We start from the raw sequence: 16,401 nt of genomic DNA on the forward strand, positions 1-16,401 counted from the left end.
GATGAACCAGACGCGCCTGCGGGCGAGCACCGACCTGCCCGAGCCGGTGGCGGCGCACCGGCACCCCGCGCTGGCGGTGACCCGGCTGCACGCGCGGCAACTGTTCAGCTACCGGTCGGACCCGGTGCCCGGCTCTTGGCAGGCGGTGGCGCCGGTACCGGACTTGGCGGCGGCGGTCCCGTCGATCTACAACGGGGGACTGGGCGCGAGCGGCCGGTCGTACGTGATCCACCTGCGCCGGGGCGCCGCTTGGGACACGGCTTCCGACACCACCCCGGCCCGCCCGGTCACCGCGCATGACGTCGTACGCGGTCTGAAACGGCTGTGCACACAGTTCTACCGGTCCACGGCCCTGCCGTACTTCCTGACCGCCGTGCGGGGCATGGCCGACTACCGCGACGGCCACCCGGCGTCTATGCGCACGGCGGCCGACCTCGCCGACCACGCCAACACACACGACATCGACGGGGTGTTCGCGCTCGACGACCACACGGTGGTGGTCGAGGTGACGCACCCGGCGGCGGACATCATCGACCTCCTCGCGCTGCCGTGCGCCTCCCCCGCGCCCGTGGAGTACGACGCCTTCCTGCCGGAAAGCCCCGAAACGCGTCGGAACCTGCGCAGCAACGGCCCGTACCGGCCCACGGGGATCTCTGGTACCGGGGTCGTGCTGGAACCCAACCCCGCGTGGGTGCCCGCGTCCGACCCGATCCGCAGCAGGCACCTGGACCGGATCACGATCACCTCCGACCAGGCTGATCAGGCCGGTCAGGCCGACCTTGACCTGCGGACCGACGACGAGCCGCGGTCGCCGCTGCTCGGGCTGGAGTACCTGGCCCTCAACACCCGCGGTCGGTTGCGGGACCGCGCGGCACGGCTCGCGGTGGCGGCGGCGACCAGCCGGTCGGCCCGGTCGATCATCCCGCCGGGCAACGAGGGCCACCAGGACCAGGCCGACGAGCCGGTCTCGACGCCGTTGCCGCTACCGGTGCCGCTCACCCTCGCGCACCTGGACTCCCCGGACGCGCGCACCACGGCGCTCAGCGTCGCCGCCGACCTCATCACGGTTGGCCTCACCGTCCACTTGCGACCGTTGACGCACGCCGAGCACGCCGCCCTGCTGACCGACTGCGGCAAGGCCGAGGCGGGCGAGTGGGACATCCTGGTCAACACGTGGTTCCCGGACTGGGCGCACGGCAACGCCCGCGCGTTCCTGCTGCCGCTGTGCCACTCGGCCCACGCTCCCGGCGGCCACGACGACCCGCGCATCGACGAACTCATCGACACGGCCCTCGCCGAACAAGACACCCCGGCACGATCGATCCCTGCGCTGCAAGAGGCGGAGAGACGAGCGCTGGCATCGGCGATGGTTGTCCCGCTCAGCTACCGACAGCCGCCCGCGCCATCGCGACCGGTAGCGGTGCTCAGCGCACTGGGCGGCGTAGCCGACCTGTCCAACCTGCGCCCCGAACCCGGGGCCGAACCAACCCCCCTGCCCGCTCCGCGCGAGATCAGCGAGGTCAGCCGATGAACGACCACCCGCGTCGCGGCGGTGTGCTGCGGCTCTACGGACCCGGCAGCATGGACCACGTCGACCCGGCCAGTTCGTTCTTCGCGCTCTCCGGGCAGATCATCCGGCTCTACACCCGGCAACTGTTCGCCTACCCACCGATCAAGGGCCTGCGCGACTGGCGCGACCTCAACCCGATCGCCGACGTCGCCACCGTGATCCCGACGCGGGAGAACGGCGGGATCAGCGCCGACCGGCTCACCTACACCGTGCGGCTGCGGCCGGGGGTGCGGTGGGACACCACACCGGAACGCGAGGTGACCGCGGCGGATTTCGTGCGGGGTTTCAAGAGAATGTGCAATCCGATACTGCGTAGTGGCGCGATCCACTATTTCACCAGCACCATTGTCGGGATGCGGGAATTCTGCGCCGACTACACCGCGGCCGTCCCCACCGAGAATCCGACCCCGGCCGATCTCGCGGGCTTCCAGAACGCGCACGAGATCGCGGGCCTGCGCGCGGTGGACGATCGAACACTCGAATTCCGACTGCTGCGCCCGGCGACCGACTTCATCCACATCCTCGCGACCGCGTTCACCTCACCGGCGCCGGTGGAGTACGACGCGTACCTGCCCGACAGCGACGAGTTCCGCCGCGGCGTGCGCTCCTGCGGCCCGTACCGGCTCACCGAGTACGTCCACGGCGAGATGCTGCACCTGGAACCCAACGAGAGCTGGTCCAAGAGCACCGACCCGGTCCGGTGCCAACACCTCGACGGCGTGCACGTCACCATGGACCGCACCGCCACCCCCGCCGACGTGGGCCGCGCGATCCGCTCCGGGGAGGCCGACCTGTCCTGGGCGTCACCGGTCACCGAGCCCTACGAGACCAACCCGGACGACCCGGCGGACAACCTCGGCTACGCGGTCAACCCGTACCTGGCGTTCAACATGGTCAGCCCCAACGCGGGCGGCGCGGTCACCAAGCTGGGGGTGCGCCGGGCCATCGCCTACGCGGTCAACAAGACCGCCATGATCAAGATCTTCGACGACCTCGCCGCCGGGACCGTCATGTGGACCGCGCACACCGCCATCCCGCCGGGCAACTACGGCTACCGCGACTACGACCCCTACCCCACCCCGGGCGACGCGGGCGATCCGGAACGCGCCAGAGCCCTGCTGGTCGAGGCGGGGTACGGCGACGGGCTGGAACTGATCGTCGCGCACCGGGACATGGACGCCAACCCCGAGGTCGCCCAGCAACTGGAGATCGACCTCGGCAAGATCGGCATCAGCCTCAAGCTGGTCGGCCTCGGCCACGCCGAGCACTACCCGCACCTGCAGAACCCGGCCAACGCCCGCGCGGGCACCTGGGACATCGCGATCGCGGCGTGGACCCCGGACTGGTTCGGCGACAACGGCCGCGCGTTCCTGCAACCGATGTTCCAGACCAACGCCGTGCACGGCACCGGCAACTACGGCTGCTACAGCAACCCCGAGGTGGACCGGCGCATCGACCACGCGCTGTCGCTGGCCGAACCGGAGGCGGCGAGCGCCGCCTGGCACGAGGTGGACAAGCTGATCATGCAGGACGCCGCGCTGGTCCCGGTCCTGGTGCACGCGCCGACCATCCCGCACCTGCGCGGCTCCCGGGTCCGCGACGCGGTGGCCATGCCGACCGTCGACCGCTGGTTCGACCTGTCGAACCTGTGGCTGGAGACGGCCGGAACGGACCACGCGGATACCCGGGGTTGACCCACCGTGCGTAGCGCCGCATTCGACTGATCGGGTAGTGGTCTTCCTTGATCTGGTGACTTGCCACCGATTCATCGTGCGGTAACATCCCTTTCGACGGGTCGGGGACCGGCGATTTCACACCGCTCGCAGGCAAAACCAGTTCATCTTTTTCCGCACCCGAGACAACCCGGTGCGGTTTCAGCGGGGTCGGCGGTTTCTCGCCTTTCTCCGCTTCTCAGCGTGCCTTGGCACGCTGTGCGCCCGAACCCGACAACCGATCCAGGAGCTGGTGAACAGGCGTGACCACCACCAAGTCGTCCTCCCCGGGCGAGTTCTCCCCCACCCGGTTCAAGGCCACCCAACGGGCCAATTGGGACGCCATGAGCGGCGGCTGGCTGACCTGGCAGGAGAAGTTCGAACGCGGCGCCACCCCGGTCAGCGAACGGCTGATCGCCGCCGCCGGGATCCGCCCCGGTCAGCGCGTCCTGGACATCGGCACCGGGGTCGGCGAACCCGCGCTCGGCGTCGCCGAGCTGGTCGGCGCCGACGGCGCGGTCACCGCGGTCGACCTGTCCGAGGAGATGGTCCGGATCGTGCGCAGGCGTGCGGGCGAGCTGCCCGAGTCGGCAGGCGGGCTCGAGGCGCTGCAGGGCGATGTGGAGACCCTGGAACTGCCGGAGAACTCGTTCGACGCGGCGCTGAGCCGGTGGGGGCTGATGTTCGCGGTCGACCACGTGGCCGCGTTCGGCGCCATCGCCCGCGCACTGCGCCCCGGCGGTGTCCTGGCCGCCTCGGTGTGGGGCGAGCCGCAGGACGCGCCGATGGTGTCCACCGGGTTCCGGGTGCTCGCCGAGCGGCTGGACCTGCCCAAGCCGCCCGCGGGCGAGCCCAGCCCGTACAGCATGGCCGACAACACCAAGACCGAGGCCGAGCTGCGCGCGGCCGGGTTCGCCGAGGTCGAGATCACCGACTTCGTCGCCCCGTTCTGGCTGGCCGACCCTGGCGAGTACGTCGAGTTCTACCGCACCTGCTCGCCGCCGGGACTGCTGACCATGATCGAGCAGAAGTTCGGCAGCCAGGACGACCCGGGCACCTGGGACGCCATCGCCGCCTCGGTGGAACCGTTCCGCGAGGCCGACGGCGTGATCCGATTGCCGAGCCGCACCCGGGTCCTCCGCGCGGTCGTGCCGGGCTGAGCCGTGCAGGCCCCCCGCACCGGTCCGGTCCTGCTCGACGGGGCCGTCGCCACCGAACTGCAGCGTGCAGGCATCCCGGTCCGCGCACCGGCCTGGACGACCGGCGCCCTGCTCGACGAGCACGGCGGGCACGTGCTGCGGCGGATCCACGCGGACTACCTCCGGGCGGGTGCGGCGGTCATCACCGCCAACACCTTCCGGTGCCACGATCGGGTGCTGCGCGGCCTCGGCGTCGACCAGGCCACCGCGGTCGACACCGCGGTCCGGCTGGCCAGGGCGGCGATCGACGACGCGGGCCGCCCGGCCCGGATCGCCGGATCGCTCGCGCCGGTCGCCGACTGCTACCGGCCCGACCTGGTGCCCGCCGACGACGTGCTGCGCGCCGAACACAGCCGCCTGGCCGCCGCGCTGGTCCGCGCCGGGGTCGACCTGGTGCTGGTGGAAACCATGAACACGGTGCGCGAGGCCGTGATCGCGGTCGAGTCGGTGCCCGGTCCCGCCTGGGTGTCGTTCGCCTGCCGCGACCACGCGCGGCTGTTGTCCGGGGAACCGCTGGCGACCGCGGCCAAGGCGGTCGAAATCGCGGGCGCCCAGGCGGTTCTGGTCAACTGCACGACACCGGAGGACACCGAGACGTGCCTGGCGGTGCTGCGGTCGGTGTGCTCGGGACCGTTCGGCGCGTACCCGAACATCGAGAACCGCACCGGCCTGGTGAGCCACGTCGACCGGCACGTGCCAACCGATGTGTCGACTGTGGACTTCGGTGCGCTGCTCGCCCGTTGGCACGCCGACCAGGGCGCCACCATCCTCGGCGGGTGCTGCGGCAGCACTCCTGCTCATGTCGCCGCCGCCCACCTCGCCGCCGCCCGCCCGCTCACCCAGGCGGTGGCCACCGCCGAGGACACGGAGGTCCGCCCTTGACCAGCCAACAGCACCGCAACCTCGCGGCCATGTTCGAGATCTTCGACGTCGGCGGCGACGGCTACCTGTCCGCCGATGACTTCGCCGCGCACGCCAAGACGACCTGCGGCGCGCTCCAGTTGGCGGACGGGTCACCGCACTGGACCACGATCCACACCGCGCTCGACTCCTGGTGGGAGCACCTGCTGCGGCACACCGCCGCCGAGAACCGCATCCCCACCACCGACTGCGTGACGATCATGGCGGACAAGCTGGTCGACGACGACGCCTTCTTCGGCGCCACCGTCGGCCCGATCGCGGAGACCGTGTTCTCGGTGTTGGACGCCGACGGCGACCACGAGATCAGCACCGACGAGTACGTGGCGGTCTACCTGGCGTCCGGACTGACCAGGGAGATCGCGGTGGACGCGTTCCACCAGATCGACACCGACGGCGACGGCCGCATCGACCGCGGCGAGTTCGTCGCGGTCGTGCGCGACGCGTTCACCGCCGACGACCCGGACTCCCCCGGAGCCTGGTTCTTCGGCGTCCGCCCCGACTGAGGCGTCGGGGCGACCGGCAACAACCACCTGATAGGAGTGCAAGACATGGCCACCCAGCTCCAGCAGCGCAAGTTCGAGAAGGCATTCGAGCGGTTCGACGTCGACCGGGACGGCGTGCTCCAGCAGAACGACATCACCGCCATGGCCAAGATCTGGCAGGAGACCTTCGCGGTGTCCTCGGGCACCGAGGAGGCGAACCGGATCCACTCGCTGGCCGCGCAGCTCTGGCAGGACATCACCAGCGCCACCGACACGGACGCGGACGGCACCATCTCCAAGGCCGAGTGGACCACGGCGATGGAGCGCCCGGAGTTCATCGACAAGGTGGCCCTGCCGTTCGCGCTGGCCGTGTTCGACCTGGCCGACAAGGACAGCAGCGGCTCCCTCAGCGTCGAGGAGATGATCGCCGGGCAGGCCCGCTCCGGCATCAGCGAGGCCGAGACCCGCCGCATGTTCGAGGCCCTCGACGCCGACCACGACGGCTCGGTCTCCCGAGACGAGTACGCGAACGCCATCCGCGAGTTCTACCTCAGCGACGACCCGAACGCGGTCGGCAACCTCATGGTCGGCAACCTCGACTGAGGAGACGGCGCCGCCCGTCGGTGGACTCCCGAGACGCCCCGGGAGTCCACCGGGGACGGTGCTGGCGTCGGCTGCCCCAGCGAAGTCAGCGGACGCCGCGGGTGATCAGGGTTTCCCCGGTCATCACGACCTTGCCGTCGGGGAACTCGGCGCGCAGGGTGGCGATCGCGTCGGCGCGGATCTCGGCGCGCAGAGCGGGGTCGATGGCGCGCAGCAGCAGGATGAACGGGCCCGCGCTCTGCTCGCACACGTCCCAGTACTCCTCGGCGCTGTCGGCTCGCACGATGGGGTGATCGGCGATCTCGGTGCCGACGCGGGTGAAGCCCGCGCCGGTGAAGAGGGCTTCCAGTTCGGCCGGATCGGACAACGCGACCGTTCCGGGCACCTCCGGGTCGGGGTCGGGGATCAGGGCGGGCACATCGATGTGCCGGGCCACCACGTCTTCGAGGATGCGCAGGGAGGCGCACCGGTGTGGCGAGCCCACCGTCATCGCCACCATGCGCCCGCCCGGCCGCAGCGCCTCGTGCATCGCCGCGAGCGCCGCGCCCGGCTCGACCATGTACTGCAACCCCGCGCGGCAGGTCCCGATGTCGAAACTGCCCGGCGCGACCCCCAGGTCCCGCTCGCTCGCGATCACCCGGAACTCCACTGTGGACACACGTTCGCGGTCGGCCCACGCGCGGGCGCCCGCGACCATGTCGGCGGAGATGTCGAGCCCGAGCACGTAGCCGTTCGGCCCTAGCGCGTCGGACAGTTGGTGTGCGGGAACACCGACACCGCAGGCGAGGTCCAACGCGCGCTCCCCCGGCGCGGGCTCGGCGAGCTCGACCATCCGCAGCGCGCTGGGCACGCCCGCGTCGGCGAAGTTGGCCCGGTAGCGCACCCAGCCGACCGCGGAAAGCTCCCACTCCCGATGTTTCTCCGCACGCAGCGTGGCCACGCTCATCCGTGTCCTCCATATGGGGTGTCAGGTCCGCGACGAGGTCGAATCGGGGCGCACCGCCTCGACGGGGGTGTGATCGCCCTTATAGACTTCAGAAAGCTACACCGTTGTGTCCGGCGGGAACAGCGCGACCGAATGAGGAGCGGATGGCCACCAGGCGGGGCTGCGGGCTGGCGGTGGGACTCGGGGTGGTCGGCGAGCGGTGGACCATGCTGATCGTCCGGGAGTTGCTCATCGGGCCCGCCAGGTTCACCGCGCTGCTGGAGAACATGCCCGGCATGGGGCCGAACCTGCTGTCCGACCGGCTGCGCACGCTCGGCGAACACGGCGTGGTCGAACAGGTCCCGGTCCCCGGTGACGGCCGCGGGACGCGCTACCGGCTCACCGAGGTCGGCGAGCAGTTGCGCCAACCGCTGCTGGCGTTGGCCAAGTGGGGCCTGGGTTTCCTGCGCGACGAGGACCGCTGCGGGACCACCCGCGCCGAGTGGGGGTTCCTCGCCGTGCAGTCCATGGTGGTGCGCGAGGCCATCCCGGAGGTCGACGACACCTACGAGTTCCAGGTGAGCGGGCAGCCGTTCACCATCGAGGTCCGCGAGGGCGACGTCCGGTTCGCCCGCGGCTCGGCGGCCGAACCGGACATGACCGTCGAGTGCGACGCGGACACCTTCATCCGGGTCGGCGCCCGGCTGGCCACCCCGGGCGACGCGATCGCCGCGGGCTCGGTGCGGGTCAGCGGTGACCCGGCCGCGGCGGGCCGGTGCATCCGGATGCTCGGCCTCGGCTGAGCTTCCCAAGCTTGCTACTGGTTTATATAGTCGCTGCTGTCGGGATGGTCGCGGGGCGGTGAGGGGCGGCGGCATGGGCGAACGGCCACTGCTGATCCTGGTGGGAATCGGGTACGAGCCGCACCGGGGGTACCTGCTGCGGTCGATCGCGGAGACCACCGACGTGTGGCTGCTCGACCACGAGCCGCCGAGTTGGGAGACCCCGTACGTGGTGGGCGGCACGGCCGTCGACATCCGCAAGGGGGACGCCCTGCTCGCGGCCGCCGAGGAGGTCGCCAGCGGCCGCACCGTGGACGGCGTCCTGTGCTGGGACGAGCTGAAGATGGAGAACACGGCCCGGGTCGCCGAGCGGCTCGGGCTGCCCGGCGTGTCGCCGGACGTGATCGACCGGTGTCGGGACAAGCACCGCACCCGCACGGCGCTCGCGGCGGCGGGCGTCCCGCAGCCCCGGTCGGTGGCGGTGGCGTCGGCGGAGCAAGCCGCCGAGGTGGCCGCCGACATCGGGTACCCGGTGATCCTGAAACCCCGGGCGCTGGGCGCGAGCATGGGCGTGACCAGGGTGGACAACCCGGCCGACCTCGCCGAGGCGTACGCGCACACCAGGGCCCAGCACGTCGACCAGGCGCACTACTACGACCTCGGCGTCCTGGTCGAGGAGTACGCCGACGGCCCGGAGTTCAGTGTGGACTCCGCCGTTGTGGACGGTGTCACCACCCCGTTGTTCTTGGCGCGCAAGCGGAGTGGGTTCGCGCCGTACTTCGAGGAGATCGGGCACATCGTCGACGCGGCGGACCCGTTGTTCGCCGATCCCGAGCTGCGCCGGGTGATCGCCGACGCGCACCGGGCCCTGGCGTTCGACTCGGGGATGACGCACGTCGAGTTGCGGTTGACCCGGTCCGGCTGGTCGGTCATCGAGGTCAACTGCCGCCTGGGCGGCGACCTCATCCCCTACCTGGGGCTGCGGGCGACCGGGGTGGACGCGGGGAAGATCGCGGCGGCGGTGGCGTGCGGGCGGACCCCGGACTTCGGCGGCGACCGGTCGACCTGCGCGGCGATCCGGTTCCTGTACCCGGAGGAGGCGGTGGTCGTCGGCGAGGTCAAGGTGGAGCGGTCCGCGTTGCCGCCGGGGACGCTGCTGGCGGGTCCGTTGGCGGAGCCGGGCACCGCGGTCGAGCCACCGCCGGTCGGGCACGTGTGGGGCCGGTACGCGATGGTCGCGGTGACCGCGCCGACCCCGGTCGACTGTCTGTCCGCAGTGGACAAGGCGGCGCTGGCCGTGCGGCTGATCGCCCAATAGCGTTGCCGTCCGATGACCGCGCGACCAGGCCATTGACTCTTACTACTGAAATATATAGTGTCCTTCTCGAGACTCTCTCCACACGCACGCCAGGCGCAGCTCACCGGTGATGACCCGAATCCGTCCGCCCACTGGAGGCCTTCCATGGCACGGGAAACCTACGAGTCGCTCAACCTCGCCCCGAAGCCGATCCGCCCGCACATCCTGGCCGCCGCCACCATCGTCTACGGCGACGACTACTACAACGGCAGGCGCGAGACGATCAACCTCTCCGGCTTCGTGCAGATGAACAAGTGGCCGATGCCCGGCTTCGAGCACCGGGTCGACGAGCGCGGCCGTTCGGTGTTCGACACCGAGCTGATCAGCGCCCCCGAGGTCGGCATCAAGGGCTTCAGCTACGAGCTCAACGACCGCATCCAGATCCTGTCCAACCCGCTGCTGCCCAACACCGGGCACGTGCGGCAGATCGCGCCGGGCAAGAACTTCCCGGCCGAGTTCCACATCCAGCGGTTCGGCATCCTGGAGACCAGCACGCTGCGCCTGGTGCACCGCAACGTCATCGACATCTACGGCGTGGTGGACGCGATCCCGCCGTTCAAGAAGCCGCTGACCGGCGGTTACCTCGGCGTGCCGCGCGGCGACCAGCCGATCGAGCTGGTGCAGGCCCCGAACGTGGTGCGCGGCACCACGCTGCCCGAGGCCTGGTACCCCTCGACCGACGGCAACGAGCCGATCGGGATCGTCCCGACGGTGTTCTTCGCCGACAGCCCGGCGGCCTGCATGTCCATGCTGGTCGACCCGTCGATGATCATCCAGACCTCCACCGAGGCGACGCTGGTCCTGGAGGTCGGCGGCCGCACCGTCAAGGTCGAGCTGTCCGGCAGCCACAACCTGGCCGCGGGCATGGAGATCCTGCTGTTCGGCCCGGAGAAGCACGACGAGGGCGTCGGCGTGCTCGCGCAGCTCGCCCGGGTGGCCCTGGTCGGCGAGTGCGCCGAGCTCGGCGGCCGGGTGATGCTGCGGGCGAGCTGGCCGAAGCCGTCCGGCGGCTCGCTCGGCGAGGGCGGCGAGGACTCGCTGTCCCGGGTCAAGTTCCCCGGCGACCTGCACTTCGACGCCGAGTTCGACCTGGTCACGCCGCACGAGGTGCTCTACTCGACCAACTCCGTGCACCTCGCGGGCAAGCTGAGCGACCTGGACCCGAATGGCACCACGCTGACCATGTCCGGCACCGACGCGGCCCTGGTCACCACCGGCGACGAGGTCAAGGCCCGGATCACCGGCCTGACCCTGGCGATGCGCGAGGCCATCGTCGGCGAGCACGCCGCCGTCAACGTGTGACCGAAGCCCCAACCGACCAACCTCGCCCGGACCACCACGGTCCGGGCGAGGTTCGGCGCATGTGGAGTCTGTTATGGACAGTCGCTCGCTCGTCATGCACCAGGCGATGCTCGCCGACCGGACCCGGTTGCGGGCTTACGACGACGCGCTGGCCAAGGTCGTGCGGCCAGGGGACGTCGTCGTGGATGTCGGCGCCGGGCTGCTCGTGCTGGGGATGATGGCGCTGCGGCACGGCGCCGGGCACGTCTACGCGATCGAGGGCGACCCGGTCACCGCCGCCGTGGCCGCCCGCATCGCCGACGACAACGGCCTCAGCGGCAAGCTCACCGTGATCAGGGGCGACGCCCGCGCGGTCGACCTGCCGGAGCAGGCCAACGTGATCGTGGCCGAGCTGATGGGCAACATCGGCCCCGAGGAGGAGATGCCGGAGATCCTGGCCGCGGTCGCCAAGCGGGTGCTGGCGCCGGGCGGCCGGGTGGTGCCGGAGCGGCTGACCACGACGCTGACCGCGATCGAGTTCGACGACGAGGGCTGGGGCATCTGGAGCGGCGACTCCCTCGGCTACCGGCTCGACGTGGTCCAAGAGCACGCCGAGCCGACCGCGCACCTGCACTTCTTCCAGCGGCTGCCGACCAAGCTGAGCGCGGCCGTCCCGATCGGCGACAGCCTGCTCGGCGTCACCCCGCACGGGGTGTCCACGTCGCCGCGCAAGCTGCGGATCACCCGGCCGGGCACGCTGCACGCGGTGATGGGGTCGTTCACCGCGACCCTGGCACCGGGCATCACCCTGTCGAACTTCCCCTCTTACCCCGGCAGCAACTGGGGCGTGTGGATCTGGCCCCTGCAGCACACCCGGGTCGACGTGGGTGACGTGCTGCGCGCCCAGGTCCACCTGCCCGAAGGAGTACGGGTGGCGACCGACTGGCGGCTGGACTGCGGGATCGCGCGGCGGGAGCTGTCGTGACCATCCTCGCCGGGATCGTCCGGGACCTGCCGCTGCAGGCCCTGGAGCTGTGCGGGGTGACCTGGTCGGGCGAGTTCCTGTGGTACTCGGAGTCGTTCACCGGCCGGATCGCGGCGATCGACTCGCTCACCGGCGACCAGGCCGGGGAGATCGCCTGCGCCGACATCCGCGCCGACCTGACCACCCTGGACGGATCGCTGCTGCAGGTCGTCGGCGCCGGACGGGACCTGCGGATGCTCGACCCCGACGACGGGCACGTGGTCGCCGAGTTCGCCAACCCGCGCCCCGGGCACACGCTGACCGGGCTGGAGGCGGGCCGGGACGGGCTGTGGCTGGGCTACCAGGACCTGAAGGTGCTCGACCTGCGCGACCCGAGCGACTTCCACCTCATCGACTGCGTGCCGGTGCGGCGGCCACCGTCCGGGGTGACGGTGTCGGACGGGTTCGTCGTCTACTCCGACCACCGCGGGTCGATGATCACGCTCGTCAACCCCGACGACCACCGGGAACAGGTGTCGGTGCGGGTGTGGGGGAACCCGACCGGGCTGACCTGGGACGGCAGCCTCATCTGGTACTGCGACCACGCCACGCTGCAACTGCGCGCGGTGGAGCTACCCGGTTTCCAGCGGTTCTGAGCGAGGAGTGCTCGATGCGTGATGTCCTGCGCGTGCTGCGGGTCGTGGTCACCGCCGTCGTGACGCTGGTGCCATCCTTGCTCAGTCTGCTCGTACGGGGACGCGAGCGCGGTTTGCCTGTCCTGTACCGGAAGCTCGCGCGGTTGCTGATGGTGTTAGGCCCGGCGTTCGTCAAGGCCGGGCAGGTACTGGGAACGCGTCGGGACATCTTGCCGCCCTCGCTGTGCCGTGAGTTGGAAGTGCTGCAGGACTCGGTACCGCCGTTGGACGCCGCGCGCAGTGAGGAAGTTCTTACCGCGATCTATGGCGCGCGACTGTCGACGCTGTCGGTCGATTTCGAGCCCATAGCGGGCGGCAGCGTGGCTTGCGTCTATCGCGCGAAGGACGCCGAGGGGCGGCAGGTCGCGTTGAAGGTCCTGCGGCCGGAGATCCGGCCGATCCTGGAGGCGGACCTGCGGATCATGCGGCGCGGGGCGGCGCTCGCCGCCAGGCTGCCGATACTGCGCGGGGTACCGGTGAACGAGGTCGTCGGGTCGATGCGCGACGCGGTGCTGGCCCAGTTGGACTTCCCCCGGGAGGCGGCGAACCTGGCCCGGCTGCGGCGCGACCTGAGCGCGGTGCGGCGGGTGTGGGTGCCCCAGGTGTACCCGGAGTTGTGCGAGCCGACCTGCGTGGCGATGGAGTTCATCCCGGACCTGGACCTGCGCACCGCCGCGCGCTGCCCGGTGGCGTTGCGGCGCAGGTTCGCCGAGTCCGCGCTCGGCGCGATCTACCACATGCTGTTCGTCAACGGGTTCGTGCACTGCGACCTGCACCCGGGCAACCTGTACTTCACCCGCGGCGGCGACGTGGTCGTCCTCGACGCCGGGTTCAGCGTGCAACTGTCGGACCGGCTGCGGCTGCTGTTCGCCGAGTTCTTCATGAACATGGCGGTCGGCCGCGGCGACCGGTGCGCGGAGATCGTGGTGGCGAGCTCGGCCGGGCTGCGGCCGGACGCGGACCTGCCCGGGTTCCTGACCAGGATGGCCGAACTGGTGGTACGGTGTCACGGATTGTCGGCACGAGAGTTCAGCCTCATCGCGTTCGCCACCGAGATGTTCGACCTGCAACGGCGGCACGGCGTGCACGCCGCCCCCGAACTGATCTTCCCGCTGCTGTCGCTGCTGGTCATCGAGGGCACCATCCGCGACCTCGACCCGGACGTCGACTTCCAGGAAACGGCCAAGCCCGTGCTCAACCGCGGCCTGTTCGGCGCGCGGCGGTCCGGCTGAGAGGACACCCATGGACCCCCGGTACGGCGGCACGCTCACCATGGTCGGCGCCGCTGACGCCGACAACCTCGACCCCGCGCTGTCGGTGCACACCGCCGCCCGGGGCGTCCTGCGGGCGTACACCCGGCAGTTGGTCACCTACCGGGCCGGGCGGGACCAGGGCACCGCGGGCGCGGTCGTCGCGGACATGGCCATCGAGGTGCCGACCCGGGAGAACGGGCGACTGGACGAGTCCGGGCAGGAGTACGTGTTCACGCTCCGGCCGGGTATCCGCTGGGACGACTACCGCCCCGTCACCGCCGCCGACCTCGCCCGAGGGCTCAAGCGGTTAGCACACCCCGACGCGCCCGGTCCGGCGTTGAGCTACTTCGTGCGCACCATCCGGGGGATGGCGGAACTGCGCGACTACCTGGACACGGTTGACCCGACCGACGTCGCGCGGGCTCTGGAGACCTCGACCGTGGAGGGGATCGAAGTCGTTGGCACCGACACCGTTGTGCTGCGCACGATCGGTCACTCTGTCGACTTCCTCAACATCTTGGCCCTACCGAGCGCGACACCCGCGCCCATCGAGTACTCGGGGTTCCTGCCCGGCAGCGACGACATCGTGCGCCGGTTGCGCTCCAACGGGCCTTACCGCGTGGAGAACTACGTGTCGGGCAAGGAGATCCTGCTCGGACGCAACCCCGCGTGGGACACTCACTCAGACCCCGTGCGAGCCGCTTACATCGACCAGGTGTCGGTGCGCGTGGGAGTTGACGAGGCCGAGTCGTTCCGACTCGTCGACACGGGCGAGGTCGACATGCTGTGGGACATCCAACCGATGACGGCGGAACTACCACGCCTGTTCGGCGACCCCCGGCTGGAGATCCACCCGGCGGGCCTGTTCAGCCCGTACCTCGCGGTGAACATGTTGAGCCCCAACGCGGAACGCGCCACCAGCAAGGTCGCGGTCCGCCAGGCCGTCTCCGCCGCCCTCGACCGCTCCGCCGTGTCCCGGGTGTGGGGCGGCCCCCGGCTCAGCGACCTGGCCTGGCGGATCCTGCCCCCGCTCTGCTCGGCGCACACCCCCACTCCCCCAGTACCCGAGGGCGCCCCATCTGGTGACCCATTGTTGGCCCGTTCCCTGCTGGCGTCGGCGGGCTACCCGGACGGCCTGACCCTGCGCATCGTCCACCGCGACCGCGACATCCACCCCGAATCCGTCCAGGAGATCGCCACCGCGCTCGCCCGCGCCGGAATCCGGGTGGTCCCCGTCCCCGTCTCCCTCAACGACCTCTTCACCACCTACTTCGCCTCCGCCGAACCCGCCGTCCGCGGCGACTGGGACCTCGCCTTCACCGGCTGGGAACCCGACTGGCACGGCGACAACGCGCGCACCTACCTGCAACCACTGTTCGAGAGCCGCCCAGAGGGCACGTGGAACCTCGGCTTCTACACCAACCCCCGGGTAGACCGCCTCCTCGCCGCCGGACGCGAGGCCCAGGACCGCTCAGCGGCGAACGCGGCGTACCGGGCGGTGGAGGTGGAGGTACTGCGGGACATGGCGGTGATACCGGTGTTGTTCGCGCACCAGTACTGGTTCCACTCGCCACGGGTGCGGGGGTGGGAACCGTACCCGGTGCTGAACGGAGACCTCACGAACTTGTGGCTGGCACCTTGAGATGAGCGGCGGTGGTGCCACAACACCCGCCGACGAGCTGAAGCCCATAGGTGGCCTCCCACCGGCGAAGCGTCGGCATCAGCTCATCCGTGGCATCCGGGTAGGCGCCGAGGGGGCCGTCGTAGGACTCGCGGATCTGCGCCAGGACGGGTTCGAGGTCGTCCGGGGTGCCGCAGTTCACCGCCACCAACTCGGCACCACCACGCCTGGCCTGCTGGACAGCGTCCACAACAGACTCACCCGAGAGCAGTTTTCCTTGCCGCACCTGGAAACTCACCCAGGTTCTTACCTGAGCCTGCTCGACGACGCCCACCGCCTCCGCGATCGACGGCATCGACTCAGCGAGAATCGCATCGACACCGCACCGGGTCAGCTCCGTGACCAACCAGTCATGCGGATGCGGCGACGGACCGATCGAACCGACCACGGTCCGCGCCCCCGCCGTCCTCGCCACCCCGACCGCGGCGTGCACCATCCAGGCCGTCCCCGACCCCGGCGCCAACCCCAGATCCAGCAGTTCGGCCTCCGAACAATGGAACGTCGCAGCCCGCACGACATCCGCCCCCGCCGCCACATGACCTTCGTGCACAGCCCGAATGGCCGCCCGCCCCACCCCGGTCAACATCGGCTTGTTCGTCCACCACGGCGACTCGACCACGATCCCGGCGGCCTGGAGTCCGGCGGGCAAGCTGGCGTCTAGGAGCACGAGACCGAAGTTACCACAGGAAAGTGAAGCATTGCGGTGGTCGAGGGTCAGGGCGGCAACGCCTGGCCGGTCGGCGACTGGCCGATCTTGTCGGTGGGGTTGGGTAGGCTGTGAATTGGGGGGCTTTGTTCTCGGTTGATCTTGCTTGTGGACGGCTGGCGATCTTGTCGGTGGGTCCGGTTAGGGTGTGTATTCGGGGGCTTTTGTTCGGGTTGATCTTGGTGTGAGGGGTCTCTGGGCCTCAGCTTCGCCTCGGGGGTCGGCCTGGTCGCCTTCGGCGACGCCGGCGCTCGGGCGCCAGATTAAAGC

The 16,401-nt window shown here is 70.6% G+C and carries 15 protein-coding genes; 13 read left to right on the forward strand and 2 right to left on the reverse strand.

Annotation, left to right across the window (positions count from 1 at the left end):
• Window position 1: 1 nt before the first annotated feature.
• From H504_RS32695 to H504_RS0101025, 6 genes are all read left to right on the forward strand, one after another.
• Window positions 2–1,531: an ABC transporter substrate-binding protein gene (locus tag H504_RS32695; protein ID WP_051385359.1), complete on the forward strand. Its 1,530-nt coding sequence runs from the start codon at window positions 2–4 to the stop codon at window positions 1,529–1,531.
• Entirely contained in the window at window positions 1,528–3,264 is a 1,737-nt protein-coding gene (locus tag H504_RS0101005; protein WP_026421235.1) for an ABC transporter substrate-binding protein, read from the forward strand. Before H504_RS32695 ends, H504_RS0101005 begins: the two co-directional genes overlap by 4 nt.
• Before the next feature lie 281 nt (window positions 3,265–3,545).
• A complete protein-coding gene (locus tag H504_RS0101010; RefSeq protein WP_026421236.1) occupies window positions 3,546–4,442 on the forward strand; it encodes a class I SAM-dependent methyltransferase in 897 nt (298 codons plus the stop codon).
• Window positions 4,443–4,445: 3 nt separating this feature from the next.
• On the forward strand, window positions 4,446–5,363 hold the full coding sequence (locus tag H504_RS32700) for a homocysteine S-methyltransferase family protein (RefSeq protein WP_035302907.1): 918 nt from the start codon (window positions 4,446–4,448) through the stop codon (window positions 5,361–5,363).
• Window positions 5,360–5,905 carry an EF-hand domain-containing protein gene (locus H504_RS38240; protein ID WP_051385360.1) on the forward strand — a complete coding sequence of 182 codons (546 nt, stop codon included), beginning with the start codon at window positions 5,360–5,362 and terminating at the stop codon, window positions 5,903–5,905. Before H504_RS32700 ends, H504_RS38240 begins: the two co-directional genes overlap by 4 nt.
• 45 nt (window positions 5,906–5,950) lie before the next feature.
• Window positions 5,951–6,487, forward strand: a complete 537-nt coding sequence (locus H504_RS0101025) for an EF-hand domain-containing protein (RefSeq protein ID WP_026421237.1) — start codon at window positions 5,951–5,953, stop codon at window positions 6,485–6,487.
• Window positions 6,488–6,572: 85 nt separating this feature from the next.
• Here H504_RS0101025 and H504_RS38245 read toward each other — a convergent pair whose 3' ends face one another.
• A complete protein-coding gene (locus H504_RS38245) occupies window positions 6,573–7,433 on the reverse strand; it encodes a class I SAM-dependent methyltransferase (protein ID WP_051385361.1) in 861 nt (286 codons plus the stop codon).
• Window positions 7,434–7,576: 143 nt separating this feature from the next.
• Between H504_RS38245 and H504_RS0101035 the strand changes: the two genes are divergently transcribed.
• The 7 genes from H504_RS0101035 to H504_RS32720 all read left to right on the forward strand — a co-directional run bounded on the left by H504_RS0101035 (window position 7,577) and on the right by H504_RS32720 (window position 15,386).
• Entirely contained in the window at window positions 7,577–8,215 is a 639-nt protein-coding gene (locus H504_RS0101035; protein ID WP_026421238.1) for a crotonobetainyl-CoA--carnitine CoA-transferase, read from the forward strand.
• 73 nt (window positions 8,216–8,288) lie between these two features.
• Window positions 8,289–9,512 carry an ATP-grasp domain-containing protein gene (locus tag H504_RS32715; protein ID WP_035302909.1) on the forward strand — a complete coding sequence of 408 codons (1,224 nt, stop codon included), beginning with the start codon at window positions 8,289–8,291 and terminating at the stop codon, window positions 9,510–9,512.
• A 144-nt stretch (window positions 9,513–9,656) separates the two neighbouring features.
• The gene (locus H504_RS0101045; protein WP_026421239.1) at window positions 9,657–10,853 is read left to right on the forward strand and encodes a DUF6004 family protein; all 1,197 of its coding nucleotides are present in this window, start codon (window positions 9,657–9,659) and stop codon (window positions 10,851–10,853) included.
• A 73-nt stretch (window positions 10,854–10,926) separates the two neighbouring features.
• Window positions 10,927–11,817, forward strand: coding sequence for a class I SAM-dependent methyltransferase (locus H504_RS0101050; protein ID WP_026421240.1), 891 nt, complete (start codon window positions 10,927–10,929; stop codon window positions 11,815–11,817).
• Window positions 11,814–12,452 carry an NHL repeat-containing protein gene (locus H504_RS0101055; RefSeq protein ID WP_026421241.1) on the forward strand — a complete coding sequence of 213 codons (639 nt, stop codon included), beginning with the start codon at window positions 11,814–11,816 and terminating at the stop codon, window positions 12,450–12,452. The genes H504_RS0101050 and H504_RS0101055 overlap by 4 nt, the downstream gene beginning before the upstream one ends.
• 14 nt (window positions 12,453–12,466) lie before the next feature.
• A complete protein-coding gene (locus tag H504_RS0101060) occupies window positions 12,467–13,723 on the forward strand; it encodes an ABC1 kinase family protein (RefSeq protein ID WP_084467264.1) in 1,257 nt (418 codons plus the stop codon).
• A gap of 10 nt (window positions 13,724–13,733) precedes the next feature.
• On the forward strand, window positions 13,734–15,386 hold the full coding sequence (locus tag H504_RS32720) for an ABC transporter substrate-binding protein (RefSeq protein WP_035302911.1): 1,653 nt from the start codon (window positions 13,734–13,736) through the stop codon (window positions 15,384–15,386).
• Here the strand turns inward: H504_RS32720 and H504_RS32725 are convergent.
• On the reverse strand, window positions 15,361–16,092 hold the full coding sequence (locus H504_RS32725; protein ID WP_035302912.1) for a homocysteine S-methyltransferase family protein: 732 nt from the start codon (window positions 16,090–16,092) through the stop codon (window positions 15,361–15,363). The genes H504_RS32720 and H504_RS32725 overlap by 26 nt on opposite strands.
• Window positions 16,093–16,401 lie beyond the last annotated feature (309 nt).

Origin of the sequence: Actinokineospora inagensis DSM 44258, assembly GCF_000482865.1 — a bacterium.
In the GTDB taxonomy this organism is placed as follows: domain Bacteria; phylum Actinomycetota; class Actinomycetes; order Mycobacteriales; family Pseudonocardiaceae; genus Actinokineospora; species Actinokineospora inagensis.